11 protein-coding genes and 1 pseudogene are annotated in these 18,235 nt (G+C 39.6%); 4 read left to right on the forward strand and 8 right to left on the reverse strand.

Annotation, left to right across the window (positions count from 1 at the left end):
* The first annotated feature begins 39 nt into the window (after positions 1–39).
* Positions 40–2,709 carry a chitobiase/beta-hexosaminidase C-terminal domain-containing protein gene (locus DXB63_RS10380; protein WP_122126346.1) on the forward strand — a complete coding sequence of 890 codons (2,670 nt, stop codon included), beginning with the start codon at positions 40–42 and terminating at the stop codon, positions 2,707–2,709.
* Between the two features lie 21 nt (positions 2,710–2,730).
* Positions 2,731–2,907: a hypothetical protein gene (locus DXB63_RS17955; protein WP_158563668.1), complete on the forward strand. Its 177-nt coding sequence runs from the start codon at positions 2,731–2,733 to the stop codon at positions 2,905–2,907.
* Positions 2,908–3,415: 508 nt separating this feature from the next.
* On the opposite strand, the gene DXB63_RS10385 is transcribed toward DXB63_RS17955, so the two are convergent.
* Genes DXB63_RS10385 through DXB63_RS10405 form a run of 5 tightly spaced genes read right to left on the reverse strand, consistent with a single transcriptional unit; the run spans position 3,416 to position 8,605 of the window.
* Entirely contained in the window at positions 3,416–4,060 is a 645-nt protein-coding gene (locus DXB63_RS10385) for a CatA-like O-acetyltransferase (RefSeq protein WP_158563669.1), read from the reverse strand.
* Between the two features lie 17 nt (positions 4,061–4,077).
* Positions 4,078–6,822, reverse strand: a complete 2,745-nt coding sequence (metH, locus tag DXB63_RS10390; protein WP_122126348.1) for a methionine synthase — start codon at positions 6,820–6,822, stop codon at positions 4,078–4,080.
* 12 nt (positions 6,823–6,834) lie between these two features.
* Positions 6,835–7,287, reverse strand: coding sequence for an SsrA-binding protein (smpB, locus tag DXB63_RS10395; RefSeq protein ID WP_122126349.1), 453 nt, complete (start codon positions 7,285–7,287; stop codon positions 6,835–6,837).
* A gap of 2 nt (positions 7,288–7,289) precedes the next feature.
* Positions 7,290–7,832 carry a Yip1 family protein gene (locus DXB63_RS10400; RefSeq protein ID WP_178300664.1) on the reverse strand — a complete coding sequence of 181 codons (543 nt, stop codon included), beginning with the start codon at positions 7,830–7,832 and terminating at the stop codon, positions 7,290–7,292.
* Positions 7,833–7,864: 32 nt separating this feature from the next.
* Complete coding sequence (locus tag DXB63_RS10405) at positions 7,865–8,605, reverse strand: hypothetical protein (protein ID WP_122126351.1); 741 nt, start codon at positions 8,603–8,605, stop codon at positions 7,865–7,867.
* Positions 8,606–8,838: 233 nt separating this feature from the next.
* On the opposite strand from DXB63_RS10405, the gene DXB63_RS10410 reads away from it, so the two are divergent.
* Together DXB63_RS10410 and DXB63_RS10415 are read left to right on the forward strand one after the other, a co-directional pair.
* Positions 8,839–10,500 (forward strand): putative transporter, encoded by a 1,662-nt coding sequence (locus DXB63_RS10410; protein ID WP_122126352.1) that lies wholly within the window; start codon positions 8,839–8,841, stop codon positions 10,498–10,500.
* 19 nt (positions 10,501–10,519) lie between these two features.
* Positions 10,520–12,511, forward strand: coding sequence for a fructose-1,6-bisphosphatase (locus DXB63_RS10415; RefSeq protein WP_122126353.1), 1,992 nt, complete (start codon positions 10,520–10,522; stop codon positions 12,509–12,511).
* Between the two features lie 223 nt (positions 12,512–12,734).
* Here the strand turns inward: DXB63_RS10415 and DXB63_RS10420 are convergent.
* The 3 genes and pseudogenes from DXB63_RS10420 to DXB63_RS10430 all read right to left on the reverse strand — a co-directional run.
* A pseudogene (locus DXB63_RS10420) lies at positions 12,735–14,366 on the reverse strand (beta-N-acetylhexosaminidase); the annotation flags it as partial.
* A gap of 316 nt (positions 14,367–14,682) precedes the next feature.
* Positions 14,683–16,428, reverse strand: a complete 1,746-nt coding sequence (locus DXB63_RS10425; protein WP_122126355.1) for a phospho-sugar mutase — start codon at positions 16,426–16,428, stop codon at positions 14,683–14,685.
* Positions 16,429–16,575: 147 nt separating this feature from the next.
* Positions 16,576–18,225, reverse strand: coding sequence for a C69 family dipeptidase (locus tag DXB63_RS10430; protein ID WP_122126356.1), 1,650 nt, complete (start codon positions 18,223–18,225; stop codon positions 16,576–16,578).
* Positions 18,226–18,235 lie beyond the last annotated feature (10 nt).

Below are 18,235 nucleotides of genomic sequence, written 5' to 3' on the forward strand. Positions count from 1 at the left end.
TCTATAATTATCCTATAATAAATACTAAAAAACAAGTTTATGAGTACAAAAATTACAAGATTTAGGAATCTACTGATAATGGCATTAGTATGTTTCGTCAGTGGGAGTGTTTGGGGACAGGAGACGACAGAAACATTTACAAATGCAACCAATTTAAGTGGTAGTCAAGCTTACAATGGAACAGAAGCATCTTTTACAGGAGTGAATAATATTGAATGGAAATTTCTACATTGCCAAGATGGAAATAAACAAAACCCCAAATATATAATAGATGGGATTACTCCTATACTCAGACATCCTAATGCCTATATGAAGGCTGACAAGATAGAAGGAGGTATATCATCTTTCTCACTAAAATACAAACGTGCATATACAGGAACAAAGCCCTCCAGAATTGTAGAAGTATATATCAATGACATCTTAGTTGGTTCCGGAGAAGAATGCAAAGATGATGATACAGAACGTACTTTAATTGTAAACAACCTTAATATATCTGGAGATTTTTCCGTAAAAATCAAATTAAGAGGTTCAGGTACGACTAATGCACAAACCTGTATTGATGATTTCAAATGGACGAGCAATGTGCCTACCATAGTAGCAGCTCCAACCATCTCTCCTGAATCTTGTGAATTTGCAGAAAGCCAAGAAGTAACTATTACTCAAAGCGAAGGAGCAGATATTTATTATACAACAGACGACAATAAGCCTACAAGCGGTTCTCTAAAGTACACAAATCCTTTTACCATTAATGAAACAACAACAGTAAGAGCTATTGCTATTAAAAATGGTGTAGAAAGTGACGAAGCAGAAGCAAGGATATATACCAAGCAAGCCCCTGCAAATAAAGTTAATACTCCTATTTTCGATGAAGCAAGCGGTGACTTTGAAATAACAAAAACAGTTAGATTATCTTGTAGTACAGAAGAGGCAAAGATATATTATAATATAAATGAAGAAAGCAATCCTACTTCTGCATCAACTTTATATGATGCGAATGAAGGCATCACAATTACTGAAACAAGTACAATTAAAGCAATAGCTATACTAGCAGGAAAAGAGGACAGTGAAGTCGCAACGGCTACCTATACAAAAGTTCTGGCTACTCCAGAATTCAAATATAGCAGTGAAAACGCTAGTGCTAATTTAGGAGAAACATTCACTGCTCCTACTCTAAGCTATAATGGAAACTCTGACCTATCAGGATTAACAATCTCATATACAAGTTCGGATACAAATGTTGCAACTATTAATGCAGAAGGAGTAGTAACACTTGGTACTGCCGGAAAAACAACAATTACAGCGTCCGTAAGCGCTACGGATGATTATGAAGCGGCAGAAGCTACTTATGTTTTAAAAGTTATTGACCCAAATGCACGTTTTGTTTTAGCCATAAATTATGGAAATCAATGGTATGCCATTAGCCAAGAAGTCGATGGTAAAGCAGAGGCTAAGGGTATTGAGGTTAACAATGACCAAAAAGTAATATCTGATATAACAGGTCTCCTTTGGACAATAGAAGAGGATAAATACCTAAAAGCTGAAAATGAAACATTTTTAGCTTACAAAGGTAGTGGAACTGATATTAATCTAGTAGAAACTGCTTATGAATGGATACTTCAAAAACAAAATGATGGAAGCTATTATATAAAAGCAACTACTGGTTCTAATCGTTATCTCGCATATGGAACAGCAGAGAATCAAAAGAAATTCGGAGGTTATTTAAATGCTAATGGATATGTTCTCAACATCTACATACTATCAGTAGCTACTCCAGAAGAACCTAAATCTACTATCAACCCAACTACCGGCGCAATGACCCTAACAGGCGCATGGACGGCAGAAGCAGTTAAAGCATTAGAAATACCTGCCAATGTAACTTCTGTGGATATGACAGCTATAAATGTAGATGTATTGCCGACAACGATCGGAAACCCGAATTGTCTGTTTTACGTGAAGGAAAATTCAACACTTGAAGATTTTAATGTTATCGCAGGTAATAGCGCCATAATCGGTATAGAGCTACATGATGGTTATGATTTTTATAATACTAAATCATTTACAGGTGATATAACTTATTCCCGTACATTTGCTTCCGGCTGGAATACCTTTGCATTACCATTCAATACGGCAATTCCTAACGGTGTTCAAGTTGAAGCATTTGATAAGAAAGATGGAAATCAAATTCTGTTCACAGAAGCAACGTCTATTGAAGCCAACACGGCTTATCTTATCAACGTTCAAGCCGGTGGAGAAATATCATTCGCTGCAAATAATGTAACAGTCCCTGTAACAGCCACAACCGGTGATACTTATAAAAGTAATTTCTTACACATGACGGGAGATGATATAGCAGGCAAATATATTTTAGTGATGGAAGAAGGCGTAGAAGTATTTGCCCGCGCTAATGCAGAAGCACAGATGCATGCATTCCGTGGATATTTGGATTTACCGACAGCTTCGGGCGTACAATACAGCATTTCTCATGACGGCGGAGCTACCGGTATCAATAATACAGATATAGAGGGTATCAAGATTTATTCTATAAACGGAACACTGATTATCAATGCCGACAAGACACAATCAGTTCAAATTTATGGATTAGACGGACGCATGGTTAAGAATATCCAAGTTTCGGAAGGAGAAAATACAGTTACAGGATTAGCCAAAGGTATTTATCTGATAAATAATCAAAAAGCCATTATTAAATAATAAACTAAACTGAATATAATTATGAAAACAAAAGATTATTATATCAAACCGACTATAGAAACAATAAAACTGGAAGTTGAAGAAAACACGAGTGTTGTTACTACTTCTTCGGGTACATCTGTCGGAGTCAGTGACAACGAGACAAGCGGAACTGCCCGTTCAAAACGCAGAAACTTCTGGGACGACGATAAAGAATAAACCTTTATATAGTAGTTTCAATCAAGAAAGTTGCCTGAAATCATTCGGGCAACTTTTTTTAATCCCTCCCTCCTATTTATCCCAACCTCTTTCATCCTTCATTTAGCAAATCTACGATTGATTAATAGCACGTTAACCTGAATGATGCTATCCTTCAGCTGAAAGATATAAACCCAAAAGGATGTACCTTGTACGTACTATCGGCTGAATCTTTTTCCTAAGAAAGGTTCAGTATAATAAACTGGTAATCATGTATATTATCAAAAGACTGAAGGATTGAAGGATAAATGAGGATAATTCTGTTTTAACAGGAATATACGGCAGCAAAATGCAGCATTTTTAGCTTCCGCAGGTTTTGAAATAATCATCAGGTTGATTGAAAAAAACATCGAGGTGAATTTAAAAAACATCCCGATGATTGAAAAAAACATCAGGTCGTTTGTGAACAAAGATACGGTCGTTTGTTTGCAAACTCCTATCGTTTGTCGGCAATCGACCGTATGTTGATTTACATCGGTTCGTCCAATAGTTCAGGGTGAGCTGCATAGTGTTCAAACCCTTTGATAAACAGAGATAACTGGTAGCCATCCATTAGGGAATGATGTCCCTCTACACATAAAGGCAACAGCTTTCGTCCGGCTGCTTCTTTCATTTTCCCGAAAGCTACTTTGGGATTGGACGATTGAGTACCGTTATTGGGTTGTTGAAAAGAGGTAAAAGACACCCACGGGATAGTTGTCATAAAAATCAGGTCACCGTCATACGGACCGGATTCGTGTTGACGTATCTTTTTATGTTCCACGATGTGCGCACGTTCACAAGTATCAAATTCACGAAGCGTACTTTTCATCCGGGTATTAATATTGGTATAAGTGCCGTCTTCATACCCTATCGTTTGTGCAGCATGAACCTTGTCATAAATATAAACCTCGCCGTCCTCTATACGAAGTCGGAAGTTTTCAATCTCATTGCACAAACGTGCGGCAATATAAGTATTCGCAAGATTCAAAGAATATCCGTTAGCTTTCACATAAGCATAAAGTTCCGTTACATCTATGTCTGCTCCCAAATGGGCAAAAGGATTACTGAAATCCAGGAAATAAAAATAGGCAGTCTTACGATTCCAATGTTCAATGTCAAAGCGTCTTTTCATATCTTCTTTATATACGATTACCATTTCAGTTTCAAGCGATGCTTCTGTGCCTCTTCCAACGGTACGGTCTCTACCTTCTTCGCTTGATTATTCTCTCTCAACTTTTCATATTCCTCCGTCACTTCACTGACAAATTCGTCTTTTACCTCCGGATTCAGCAGTTTCCCCACGACAGGCACTATCTGCGAAGCATCGCGCGTGTACACCACAGGAGCATTATAAACCGGAGCAATCTTCAAAGCCGTGTGAAGTTTGGACGTAGTAGCTCCCCCTATCAGTAAAGGGATGTGCAATCCGGCCTTTTTCAACTCTATTGCCACGTGTACCATTTCTTCCAGCGACGGCGTGATTAATCCGCTTAAACCGATAGCGTCCACCTTTTCTTCAAGAGCTTTCTGCACGATTGCTTCTGCCGGAACCATAACTCCCAGATCTACAATCTCATAATTGTTGCACGCCATCACTACGGAGACAATATTCTTTCCGATATCATGTACATCCCCTTTCACCGTGGCAAGCAAAACCTTTCCTGCCGAAGATGTACCTTCCGTCTTTTCCGCTTCAATGAGTGGCTGAAGTATGGCTACGGCTTTCTTCATCGTGCGGGCAGTCTTTACTACCTGGGGAAGAAACATTTTTCCCGTTCCGAACAGCTCACCGACATGGTTCATCCCGTTCATCAACGGACCTTCAATGATATCCACCGCCCTTGCATATTGCGGAACAGCCTCAGCCAAGTCTTCTTCCAGATAATCGGCAATTCCCTTTACCAAGGCATATTTCAAACGTTCTTCCACCGTGCCGTTTCGCCATTCATCATGGCGCACTGCCTGAGAAGTCTCCGTAGCAGAGGCTTTCAGTTTCTCGGCAAGTTCTATCAATCTCTCGGCTGCATCCGGACGACGATTTAAAACGACATCTTCTATCTTTTCCAAAACATCCGCCGGTATATCCGTATAAATAACAGAAGTAGCCGGATTAACGATACCGAAATCCATTCCCTGACTTATGGCATGGTAAAGGAACACGGCATGCATCGCCTCACGGATATAATTGTTGCCACGAAAAGAGAAAGAAAGATTGCTTACACCACCGCTGACATGCGCTCCGGGAAGATTCTTCTTTATCCAACCGGTTGCCTTGATAAAATCGACCGCATAATTATTGTGTTCTTCCATCCCCGTAGCCACGGCAAGCACGTTCGGGTCAAAGATGATATCATTCGGATTAAAGTCCGCTTTCTCTGTCAGCAGACGATAAGCACGCTCGCAAACTTCTATCTTACGTTCGAAAGTATCGGCCTGTCCTTTTTCATCAAAAGCCATCACCACAGCCGCCGCGCCATATTGTTTTACCTGACGGGCATGAGTTAAAAATACTTCTTCTCCCTCCTTCAAGGAAATGGAGTTGACAATCGATTTACCTTGCAAACATTTCAGTCCGGCTGTGATCACTTCCCATTTCGAAGAATCAATCATCACCGGAACGCGGGCTATCTCCGGCTCGGAAGCTATCAGGTTAAGGAAAGTAACCATTTCTTCTTTTGCATCCAGCAGACCGTCATCCATATTTATATCGATAACCAATGCACCGTCTTCTACCTGTGTGCGGGCAATGGACAAGGCTTCTTCATATTTCTTTTCCTGAATAAGACGCAAGAACTTACGCGAACCTGCCACATTGCAACGTTCACCGACGTTGACAAAGTTAATTTCAGGTTTAACTTCAAGCAATTCCAGCCCCGAAAGCCATAAATGTTCCGGTTTGGAAGCCAGTACGTGAGGTTGGGCGTCTTTCACCCAATCATTGTATTTAGCAATATAAGTATCCGTTGTACCACAACAGCCACCAATGATATTCACCAAGCCCTCCCGAATGTACTCTCCCACTTCACTCGCCATTTCATCCGGAGTCTGATCATATTCTCCCAAGCTGTTCGGCAAGCCTGCATTAGGATAAGCGCTTATATAATAAGGTGCACGGGAAGACAACCCTGCCAAAAAAGGTTTCAACTGTTTGGCACCAAAAGAACAATTCAATCCGATTGAAAATATATTCGCATGCTGTACAGAAGCAAGAAACGCATCCAAGGTTTGTCCGGACAAAGTACGCCCTCCGGTATCAGAGACCGTTACCGACAGCATGACTGGAACATTTCTCCCGACTTTCTTCATTGCCTTTTCCGCAGCGAAGAGAGCCGCCTTTGCATTCAGCGTATCAAAAATAGTTTCTATTAAAAAGGCATCCACACCACCTGTCAGAAGTGCTTCCATCTGCTCTTGATAAGATTCGGCAAGTTCGTCAAACGTCAACGCACGTGCAGCCGGATTATTCACATCCGGAGACATGGAGCAGGTTTTATTGGTAGGCCCAACCGAGCCTGCTACAAAACGGGGTTTATCGGGATTCTTTGCAGTATATTCATCTGCTATCTCACGTGCTATCCTAGCTCCTGCCAGATTAATTTCCGACACCAAATCCTGCACATGATAATCTGCCATAGACACACTTGTAGCATTGAAAGTATTTGTTTCGATGATATCCGCTCCGGCTTCCAAGTATTTACGATGAATATCACGGATAACGTCCGGGCGTGTAAGGCACAGCAAATCATTATTGCCTTTCATCTGACCGGGTAGATCAACAAACCGTTCACCACGAAAATCTTCCTCTCTCAGATTGTACCGTTGAATCATCGTACCCATCGCTCCGTCGAGGATAAGAATACGCTCGCGGATCACTTGTGGAATAGAATAAGTCATCAAGCTATTGTGTTAGTATTTAAACATCCTGTCCATTTCACGCTTATCGTCTTTTTCCTTCAACGATTCACGTTTATCATATTGCTTCTTACCCTTAGCTAACGCTATAACCACTTTAGCCAATCCTTTTTCATTGATATACATACGGGCAGGGACTATGGTAAATCCCGTTTCTTTGGTTGCCCGCTCCAACTTCCTCAACTCTTTCTTGCTCAAAAGCAGTTTACGGTCACGGCGAGCAATATGATTATTGTACGAACCATAAAAATACTCCGCTATATGCATACCTTTCACCCAAAGTTCGCCTCTTGAGAAAAAGCAATAAGTATCTACCAGACTCGCCTTACCTAAGCGGATGGATTTGATTTCTGTACCCGTAAGTACAATTCCCGCCGTATAAGTGTCTATAAATTCATAATCAAATGTAGCACGCTTATTCTTTATATTTACCGGAGCAAGTTTCATGTTCAATTTAAAATAACAGTCAATTTATTAAAGATCAATTCCAGTATAGCCGGACAGGCAATAAGGAGCAAAGACGCCATAATGGTATACGACATCTGCTTTTTCTCTTCTACCTGAATCAGGACGCGGGTACCTTCCCATACTATATATATAATGTAGAACTGGAATATCCAACTCAAGATGAAAAAGCCGGGAAGTATTCCCGTAATAATATCCAGCAGAAAAGTTACCACCATGGCATAGCCCGCAAACTGTTGTATTAAGGAAAGATTATTTTTAAGTCCGAACATCTTTACTCCCAACTGGTTGATGCCGTAAGCTGCCAGAAAGTATCCTCCGAAAAGAGCCACGAAAACAGCACAACACGCCGTCATAGCCCGTTGGAAAATAATATTTCCCTCACCTCCACCTTCAATAAGTATCCCAATGAAGACGGATATACCGCATAAACCGATCATAGGATAGACAAAAGCAGAAAAAACCGCCCGCCTATCCTCTAAACTAATTTCCTCCCATGCCTTGGCAGGAGAGGAAATTAACATGATTGCCCGTTTAAATAATCCTTTATAATTCAATATTATTTCAGTTTATATTTAGCATACTTATATTGCAGCTTATTATTTCTCAAACTTTCATCTTTAACTTTCACGGAAACAGCTACTACAATAGAGTCGGAAACCGTTTTTATACCGTCTGAAATCAAAGAATACACAGGAGGCATACGGAAGCTGCGTAATGTATATTTGTCCGACCATCTTACCATACCTTGAGATGCATTCAAATTCAAATGAAGATATAATGTATCTGCACTAACTTTCTGTTTTATCATGTCCATATAAACTCCAGTATTTGCTGCGTCAAAGGTCACCGATGTATTTACATAACCTCCATACGCCCACATCGTATCATAAGAAAGCACAGAATCATTGCGCAAGGTATCCCCTTTCTCTCCCGCATCAGGAATAGTCAACATATCTTTTGTCTGAATCGAAAAAGAATTCCAACCGGCAACAAGATCTACATGCACTTCTTTGGTGTTTTCCGTAATCTCCGTATCTTTTGGAAATGTATATTGAAGGGCAGCTCTCTCTATACCTTTTAAACCTCCCAAAGCCTGTACGGAAGAAGCAGAAGGAATAAATTTCATACCCGTAAAATCTTGTATTAGACTTTTGCCTGAAGCTGTCGTATAATCATCCACAACGGTAAAATAGAAAGCTCCTCCCTGTTGGTAATCATCACTTTCCAAACAAGAAGAAAACATAGTAACCACTACAGCCAAAACTGCTCCCAAAGACAATAACTTGAAATTTTTCATCTTAAATTAAATTGTTTATAAGTTTAGGAATTGCAAAAATATAAAAAGGAAAAGAGGTGTGCACTATCCTTGTCCCTTTTTTTTGTTATTTAATAAATAAATGATGAATTAAGGCAAATACTGCACAGCACACCTCATTTTTTTAATTATTCCGCCACGAGCAACTGTTTTTTAGCAAATAGTCATATCTTTGCAAAATATTAAAGAAACAAACATCGGAATGACCTATACCTATGGAGTGGCTTAACAGTTTATTTATAGAGCAGACCGCATTGCAGGCAGTAGTGATAATTTCCCTTATCTCGGCGATAGGACTGGGATTGGGAAAGATACATATCATGGGGGTTTCTTTAGGAGTGACAGTCGTTTTCTTCGCCGGAATTCTAGCCGGTCATTTTGGCCTGTCCGTTGATCCGCAAATGTTGAACTATGCGGAAAGTTTCGGCCTTATCCTGTTCGTTTATGCTCTAGGACTTCAAGTCGGTCCCGGTTTTTTCAGTTCATTCAGAAAAGGTGGTGTAGAACTCAATATGCTGGCTTTAGGGGTTGTATTACTGGGAACTGCCATGACAGTTGTATTCCACACAATGACAGGAGTTTCACTACCCGACATGGTAGGCATACTCTGCGGAGCTACAACAAACACACCGGCACTGGGAGCAGCACAACAAACATTGAAGCAGATGGGGATGGATAGCAACAGTCCGGCACTGAGTTGTGCTGTCAGTTATCCGCTAGGAGTAATAGGCGTAATTCTCGGAATTATCTTTGTCAGGAAACTATTCGTCAAGAAGAGTGATTTGGAGATAAAGGAAAAAGACGATAACAACAAAACATACATTGCGGCATTTCAGGTGCATAACCCTGGTATCTTTGATAAAAGTATAAAAGACATCGCTCACATAAGCCATCATAAATTCATTATTTCCCGTTTATGGCGGGATGGTAATGTAAGTATCCCGACTTCTGAAAAGGTGCTGAAAGAAGGAGACCGACTATTGGTCATCACTTCCGAAAAAGATGCCTTGGCACTGACCGTCTTATTCGGAGAGCAGGAAAATACGGACTGGAATAAAGAGGATATAGACTGGAATGCGATTGACAGTCAGTTGGTATCACAGCGCATTGTTGTAACACGTTCTGAAATTAACGGAAAGAAACTCGGCTCATTACGGTTACGCAACCATTACGGTATCAACATCAGCCGTGTCTATCGCTCTGGAGTACAATTACTTGCCACGCCGGAATTAACCCTTCAAATGGGCGACCGTCTGACCGTTGTGGGAGAAGCCGCCGCTATTCATAACGTGGAAAAGGTATTGGGAAATGCGGTAAAAAGCTTGAAAGAGCCGAATCTCATCACCATATTTATAGGTATCATATTAGGATTGGCTTTAGGGGCAATACCTATCAGTTTTCCCGGTATCAGTGCTCCCGTGAAACTCGGACTAGCCGGAGGTCCCATTGTCGTAGGAATATTAATCGGTACTTTCGGCCCACGTCTGCATATGGTAACCTACACCACCCGAAGTGCTAACCTGATGCTTCGCGCCTTAGGTTTATCCATGTATTTAGCTTGTTTGGGGCTGGATGCCGGAAAACATTTCTTCGAAACCGTATTCCGTCCCGAAGGTTTATTATGGATAGGGCTCGGTTTTGCCATCACTCTTATTCCGGTATTAATTATGGCTATAATAGCCTTCAAAATAATGAAAGTCGATTTTGGTTCCGTATCCGGCATGATATGTGGAAGTATGGCGAACCCAATGGCACTTACGTATGTTAATGATACCATACCGGGAGATAATCCTTCCGTATCTTATGCTACTGTTTATCCTCTCTGTATGTTTCTGAGAGTAATCATCGCACAAGTAATATTAATGTTCTTTTTATAAACCATAAAACACCAACTCTATGAGCGGATTCAGTCAAATAACTCCGGAAAGTATTTTGAACGATTTGCGTTATCTAGAACTCTTATCACGCAGCTTTCCAACAATTGCCGATGCCAGTACGGAAATCATCAATTTAGAGGCAATCTTGAACTTACCGAAAGGAACGGAACATTTTCTAACCGACCTGCACGGGGAATATGAAGCATTCCAACATGTATTGAAAAATGCATCCGGCGCCGTTAAGCGTAAAGTAAACGAGATATTCGGAAATACTTTGCGTGAAGTCGAGAAAAAGGAACTTTGTACATTGATTTATTATCCGGAACAAAAGCTGGAACTGGTCAAAACTACGGAAGAAGATATTGATGACTGGTATCTTATTACATTAAACCAGTTAGTAAAAGTTTGCCAGAACGTGTCGTCCAAATATACACGTTCGAAAGTACGCAAGTCATTACCGCCCGATTTCTCATATATCATTCAGGAATTACTGCATGAATCATCTATCGAGCCCAATAAACATGCTTATATCGATGTAGTAATCAGCACAATTATCAGTACGAAGCGTGCAGACGATTTCATCATCGCAATGTGTAATCTTATCCAACGGCTGACAATCGATTCACTTCATATTGTTGGCGATATTTATGATCGTGGTCCCGGAGCGCATATCATTATGGATACGCTTTGCAATTACCATAACTTCGATATCCAATGGGGTAACCATGATATTCTTTGGATGGGCGCTGCGGCAGGAAACCTTTGCTGTATTGCCAACGTAATCCGTATGTCGATGCGTTACGCCAATCTGGCAACACTTGAAGATGGTTACGGAATCAACCTTTTGCCACTGGCTACGTTCGCAATGGACACTTATGCCAATGATCCCTGTTCTGTCTTTGTTCCGAAAACAACTTTCGCCGACAGTGCATATAACGAAAAGACAATACGTCTTATCACGCAAATGCATAAGGCAATCAGTATTATACAGTTCAAACTGGAAGCCGAGATTATAAACCGTCGTCCGGAGTTTGATATGAAAGACCGTAATCTTCTTGAAAAAGTAGATTATGAACGTGGCGTATTCATGTATAAAGGCAAAGAATACGTTATGAAAGACAATAATTTCCCAACTATCGATCCGAAGAATCCTTATAAGCTGACGGATGAGGAAGAAGAATTGATCAAGAAACTGCACCATTCGTTTGTAAGTAGTGAAAAACTGAAAAAGCATATGCGTTGTCTCTTTACCTACGGAGGAATGTATATGGTAACTAATTCGAATCTTTTATTCCACGCCTCCATTCCGTTAAATGCCGACGGTAGTATGAAACATGTGCGTATCGGCAAGAAAGAATACTGGGGCAAGAAATTACTCGATAAGATAGACCAACTGATCCGAACGGCTTATTTCGACGAAGAAGGCGAAGAAAAGCTTTTCGCTATGGATTACATCTGGTATCTGTGGTGCGGTAAAGATGCACCTCCATTCGATAAAGATAAGATGGCAACTTTCGAACGTTACTTCCTAAATGAAAAGGAATTGCATAAAGAAGTAAAAGGACACTATTACTCACTGCGCAATGAGGAAAAAACATGTGATATGCTCTTAGAAGAATTTGGAGTGAAAGACCAACATATGCATATCATTAACGGACACGTTCCTGTTAAAACGATTAAAGGAGAGAACCCGATAAAGGCAAACGGTAAACTATTGGTTATTGACGGGGGATTCTCTAAGGCATATCAACCGGAAACCGGAATTGCCGGATATACCTTGGTGTATCATTCAAGAGGAATGCAGTTGGTACAGCATGAACCGTTCACCTCAACTCAAAAAGCGATTGAAGAAGGACAGGACATTAAATCCACTACTTTCGTCGTTGAATTGAATTCCCAACGTATGATGGTGAAAGATACCGATAAAGGCAAAGAATTGCAAACGCAAATCAGCGATTTGAAAAAACTCTTAGTAGCTTACCGGAACGGTTTTATAAAGGAGAGAAAATAAAGCGTATCTTCCAATCGTTCAACCAAGGTCATCCTTGCGTTTCACCACGGACAACCACTCGTTTTACCGTGCCCAAACGACAGGCTGCCCTTGGCTGAACGATTCTATAAATAGCTTATTCAAATAATATCCATACTACCCATCAAGAATATCTTTACCACCAATATCGTTTCAGTATAAACTACTGTGGCAAATCGTCAAACGACCTAGGTTTACGTTGCGGTTCAAATACATGCTTCGCATAATTGTAGCCGTTCAAATCATACAATCCCCTAAAGCGAGACAAACGATTCAAAAAGTCCTGATAGTCTTTCTTTTCCGGCATTGTCCATTGTACTTCAGACAAAGCAGCCATACGAGGTAATACCATGTACTCCACATGAGAAAAAGTGGGAATATATTCCGTCCAAAGATTAGCCTGTACCCCAACAATAAATTTCTTTTCATCATTAGTCAAAGAAGCCGGTACAGGTTCCAAGCTATAGACCTTATCCACAGGAACAAAGCCACCGATAGCCAATGGTTCATTCTCCGTATCTTTTGTTTGATAATAATCAAAATAAGCATAGACATTTGGTGCCATAATCACATCATGACCTCGTTTTGCAGCCTCAATCCCCCCTTTAGTTCCACGCCATGACATAACAGTAGCTTCCGGTATTAAATCACCTTCCAATATCTCATCCCAACCAATGATACGACGTCCTTTACCATCCAAAAACTTCTCGGCACAAGACATCACATAACTTTGCAACCGATCTTCTGCAGAATGTTTTTTATCAGACTTCAAGCCTAATTTCTTTATCATAGCCTGACATTTAGGACAATTCTTCCAACGAACTTTCGGACATTCATCACCTCCTATATGAATATACTCTGAAGGAAATATTTCCGTTATTTCATCCAACACTCCCTCTATAAACTCTATAGTCTTAGGATTACCAGCACAAAGTACATCCTCAGAAATTCCCCAACGTTTCCAAACTTCATACGGGCCACCCGTGCAACCTAGTTCCGGATACGAAGCAAGTGCTGCCTGCATATGTCCCGGCAAATCTATTTCAGGAATTACCGTAATATACCGATCCCGGGCATAAGCTACAATTTCTTTTGCTTCTTCCTGTGTATAAAAACCACCATAAGGTTTCCCATCATATTCATCCGTATTATGTCCTATCACAGTTTCACTACGCATGGAGCCCACCTTTGTCAGTTCCGGATATTTCTTTATTTCAATGCGCCAACCCTGATCTTCCGAAAGATGCCAATGAAAACGATTTATATTATGTAATGCCAACATATCTATATAACGTTTTATTGAATCAAGCGTAAAGAAATGACGGGAAACATCGAGCATCATACCACGATAAGCAAAACGAGGATAATCCTGAATCTTAACTGCCGGGAAAGAAACGTTAGCAGTTTTAGTTATAGGCAAAGATTTACGTAAAGTCTGAATTCCATAAAATACTCCAGCTTCGGAAGCACCGGAAATAATGATATTATCTTTATTTACATTCAATTGATAAGCTTCCGGATTCTCAGAAGATAAACCTAATTGCAGAATAATAGCATTTTTTGTTTTGTCAGTCAATACTGTTTTCAGACTCTTACCTGTAGCCTCTTTTACATATTCGGCAAGAAAACCGGCATTACGCTGCATTCCGTCATTATCTGCCGGATAAATAATAATCTTAGTTTTATTATTCATTATAAACGGCTCATTCTGGTCTATGACCAGCTCTTGAGGAGCTGGAATTACTTGGTAATCCGCATTCTCCAGTTCTGTCGTACACGACATAAAAGAAGCTCCCACCAAACTCAAAATAAAAAGTGTTTTATTTACATTTCTCATAATAAATAGGTTTATATAGATTAACAAACAAAAGAAATTCTATGAAAAGTAACCTTTCTCAATAATAGATATCACTAAACTAAGTTCATAAAAAAGTCTTGCACCTCTTTCAATAACAAGAAAGTGATAAATCTATATTTCAGTTCATAGTTCATATTATTGATCTATTCACAAATATACGAATAGCATAATAAATTCGGGTCTATATTATAAAATATTTTATTATTAAACAATCAAAAAGGTACTATTCTCAGAACAAGAACAGTACCTTTCAACAAAATATCGTAATAACTTAATCTATGTATTTCTACTCAGATTAGATTTTTAGAGAAGTCATTACACTCTTTATCTTTTCGTCGGCAGCCGCATTAGCAGAATCATAGCATTTACGACATCCCATTTCACCTTTCACTTCAATATAGAACTTAATCTTTGGCTCAGTACCTGAAGGACGAACAGAAACCTTGCTGCCATCCTCTGTAAAATATTGAAGGACATTAGAAGTATCCGGCATATCAATATCTGTAACCTTGCCATTTGCATCAGTCTGCTTTAATGTTTGGAAATCTTTCCAAAGAATAACTTTCGAACCTGCAAGTTCCTTAGGAGGATTACTACGGAAATCAGTCATCATCTTCTTTATCTCTTCTGCACCGCTCTTCCCCGGTTTTACAACACTAATTCCTTTCTCCTTTGAAAATCCGTATTCTACATAAATATCTTGCAATAATTCAAATAAAGTCTTGCCGTTGTCTTTTGCCCAAGCAGCAATCTCCGCAATTAAGCAACAAGCAGATACAGCATCTTTATCACGAACAAAATCTTCAGCTAAGAAACCATAACTTTCTTCACCGCCGCCAATATATTTCTTTACACCTTCTCTGATCCGGATTTCACGTGCAATCCATTTGAAACCGGTATAACAGTCAAGCATTTCAATATTATTTCTATCGGCAATCTCTTTGATTAACTCAGTAGTCACAATTGTTTTTACAACAAACTCTTTACCTGTCATCTTACCCAATTTTTTATATTGAGTAATGATATAATAAAGATACATCAAACAAGTCTGATTACCATTAATAAGTACCCATTCACCTTTATCATCCTTACAAGCAATACCAACGCGATCAGCATCCGGATCTGAAGCCATCACAAGATCAGCGTCTATTTTCTTCGCCAGGTTTACAGCCATCGTCAATGCTTCCGCATTCTCCGGATTAGGAGATACAACCGTCGGGAAATTACCATCCTTAACCATCTGCTCGGGCACACATGTTACATTATCAAAGCCCCACATTTTCAATGCACGCGGAATGAGCATCATACCTGTACCATGAATCGGAGTATATACTATTTTCATATCTTTATGACGTGCAATAGCCTCCGGATCAATAGAAACTGTTTTAACAGCATCCAAATATGGTTTATCAATGTTTTCACCAACGATTTCTATCAAGTCTGGATTTCCCTTGAATTTAATATCAGCAGCAGAAGTTATTTTATTTACTTCATCAATAATGCCTGTATCATGTGGAGCCAACACTTGTGCACCATCATCCCAATATGCTTTATACCCATTATATTCCTTAGGATTATGCGAAGCAGTCAAGATAATACCGCTCTGGCAACCCAAATAACGAATCGCAAAAGACATTTCCGGAGTAGGACGCATATCTTCAAACAAATAGACTTTAATACCGTTTGCTGAGAAAATATCGGCTGATATTTCTGCAAACTTACGACTGTTATTACGACAGTCATGTCCTACCACAACGGAAATTTGTTTTAAATCCTTAAAGTTTTTATTCAGATAGTTAGACAATCCTTGAGTAGCAGCACCAACCGTATAGATATTCATACGATTACTACCTACTCCCATAATTCCTCGCAGACCACCCGTTCCGAATTCCAAATCTTTATAAAATGCTTCTATTAATTCTGTTTTATCGGGATTATCAAGCATTCTTCTTACTTCTGCTTGGGTTTCGGTATCATAAGCCGAAGTCAACCATTTTTCTGCTTTTGCGGTTACTTCCGCAATCAGTTCCTTATTATCCATATTATTACTGTTTTAAGTTTTAGTTATATCTGATACTTGTCTCACAAATTTAGAGATATTACCTCATATATCCTAATATTATAAATATATTTTGCCAAAAAATATTTTTAGAGGTTAGCCATCCACACTCAATGAAATGCAGGTGTACTATTTATTTTCGGTTGTAGGAATTAAATAACGATCACCGGTAGCCTTTACAACTTCCCTTAAAAATTCTTCTGGATAACACGGACGTACCACCGGAGCTGCAAGCCCTGTTTCTGTCCTTTCAAATTTTCCGTCTTTCATTCTTCTCACAACCATATCGTTATATTTTACAACAAGGAATTCACCTAAATGTTTCCAACTGTCAAAAGCAGAATTTGCGGTCATGGAAGTATAATTCGTAAGAAACTCTTTTGCCTTAGCCGGAGAAGTATTATACAATTTCAAAGCTGAACTTTCAATGCCTTCTTGTCCATCAAAATACGTATTCTCCAAATTTTGCTGCACTTCACGTACATCTCCTATCATTAAGCTATAACGAGGATAAACCATATTTGCCACCCAATTAAATATCCAGAAAGATGAATCCCAAGAGAACGTCACATAATCCCCTTTTCCATATTCATAGCAATCAGGCACACGATCCGCACAACAATATACCGGAGTATAAACAGTCATATTAGCATCATCCGTTCCAAACCAGAACACTCCTCCTACCGCATCAGGCAAATCAGCACGCATTTGTGATACAAATGAGAAGCCCGTTTGCTGTGTCGAAATAGGACGTTCATTGAAATATTCTTTTCCATCTACCTTAAAAGAAAGCGGAGAAGGGCGATAAGGCATATGATATGGTCCGGCACCCGGATCATTTGTAATATCCAAAGGAGTTCCTTCATAATGATCACGCATGGCAGACATCACATCCTGTACCGACAATTTCCTCGATGGCTTTATAAAAAGAGGCATAGGCTCACTTTTCGTATCGCCCTGTACGTAAGAAAGATAAGCATCCATACCCGGAGCATAACGATGGAAGTAACTCCATACACGCGCTTCACAATATCTTAAAGCACCAAAATCAAGAGGAGCATAAGCATCCGCAAAACTGAAATCTTTGTTCACTCCACTGAAATATCCTTTTTCTCTTGCAAAAGAAACTACATCCGGTGAATAAATACAATTTTCTTTGTCACTCATATCAAATTTTCGAATGCGACTTTGATTAGCGTGTGCAGAAATACAATCATCAGGAACACGTACAGCAACCCATACAGCACCACGTATACCCGGTCCCTTACCTATCATTTCCAAGATCCATATCTCATTCGGATCCGCAACCGTAAATGACTCACCACTACTATAATAACCATATTCCTTCACCAAATTAGTCATTACATCAATTGCCTCCCTTGCCGTACGGGCACGTTGCAGAGTAATATATATCAAGCTGCCATAATCAATAACCCCTGTAGTATCAACCAATTCAGGACGCCCCCCAAAAGTTGTTTCACCAATTGTCAGCTGATATTCATTAATATTACCAATAACATTATATGTTTTACGTGCTTGTTCTATCTGACCCAAATATTTACCTGTATCCCACTCATATACATCCATCATTGTCCCTTTCGGATAATTAGCTGCAGGATAATGGCAAAGATATCCATAAAGTCCATACGAATCAGCAGAATAAGAGACAATGGTAGAGCCATCTGTAGAGGCATTCTTACCTACAATTAAATTAGTGCATGCCAAAGCCATTGTCCATGTTCCGACAAAAGCTGTAAGTAATAAAAATAACTTCTTCATACATTCTTGA

The sequence above is a fragment of the Bacteroides sp. OM05-12 genome, from assembly GCF_003438995.1.
Classification (GTDB): Bacteria; Bacteroidota; Bacteroidia; order Bacteroidales; family Bacteroidaceae; genus Bacteroides.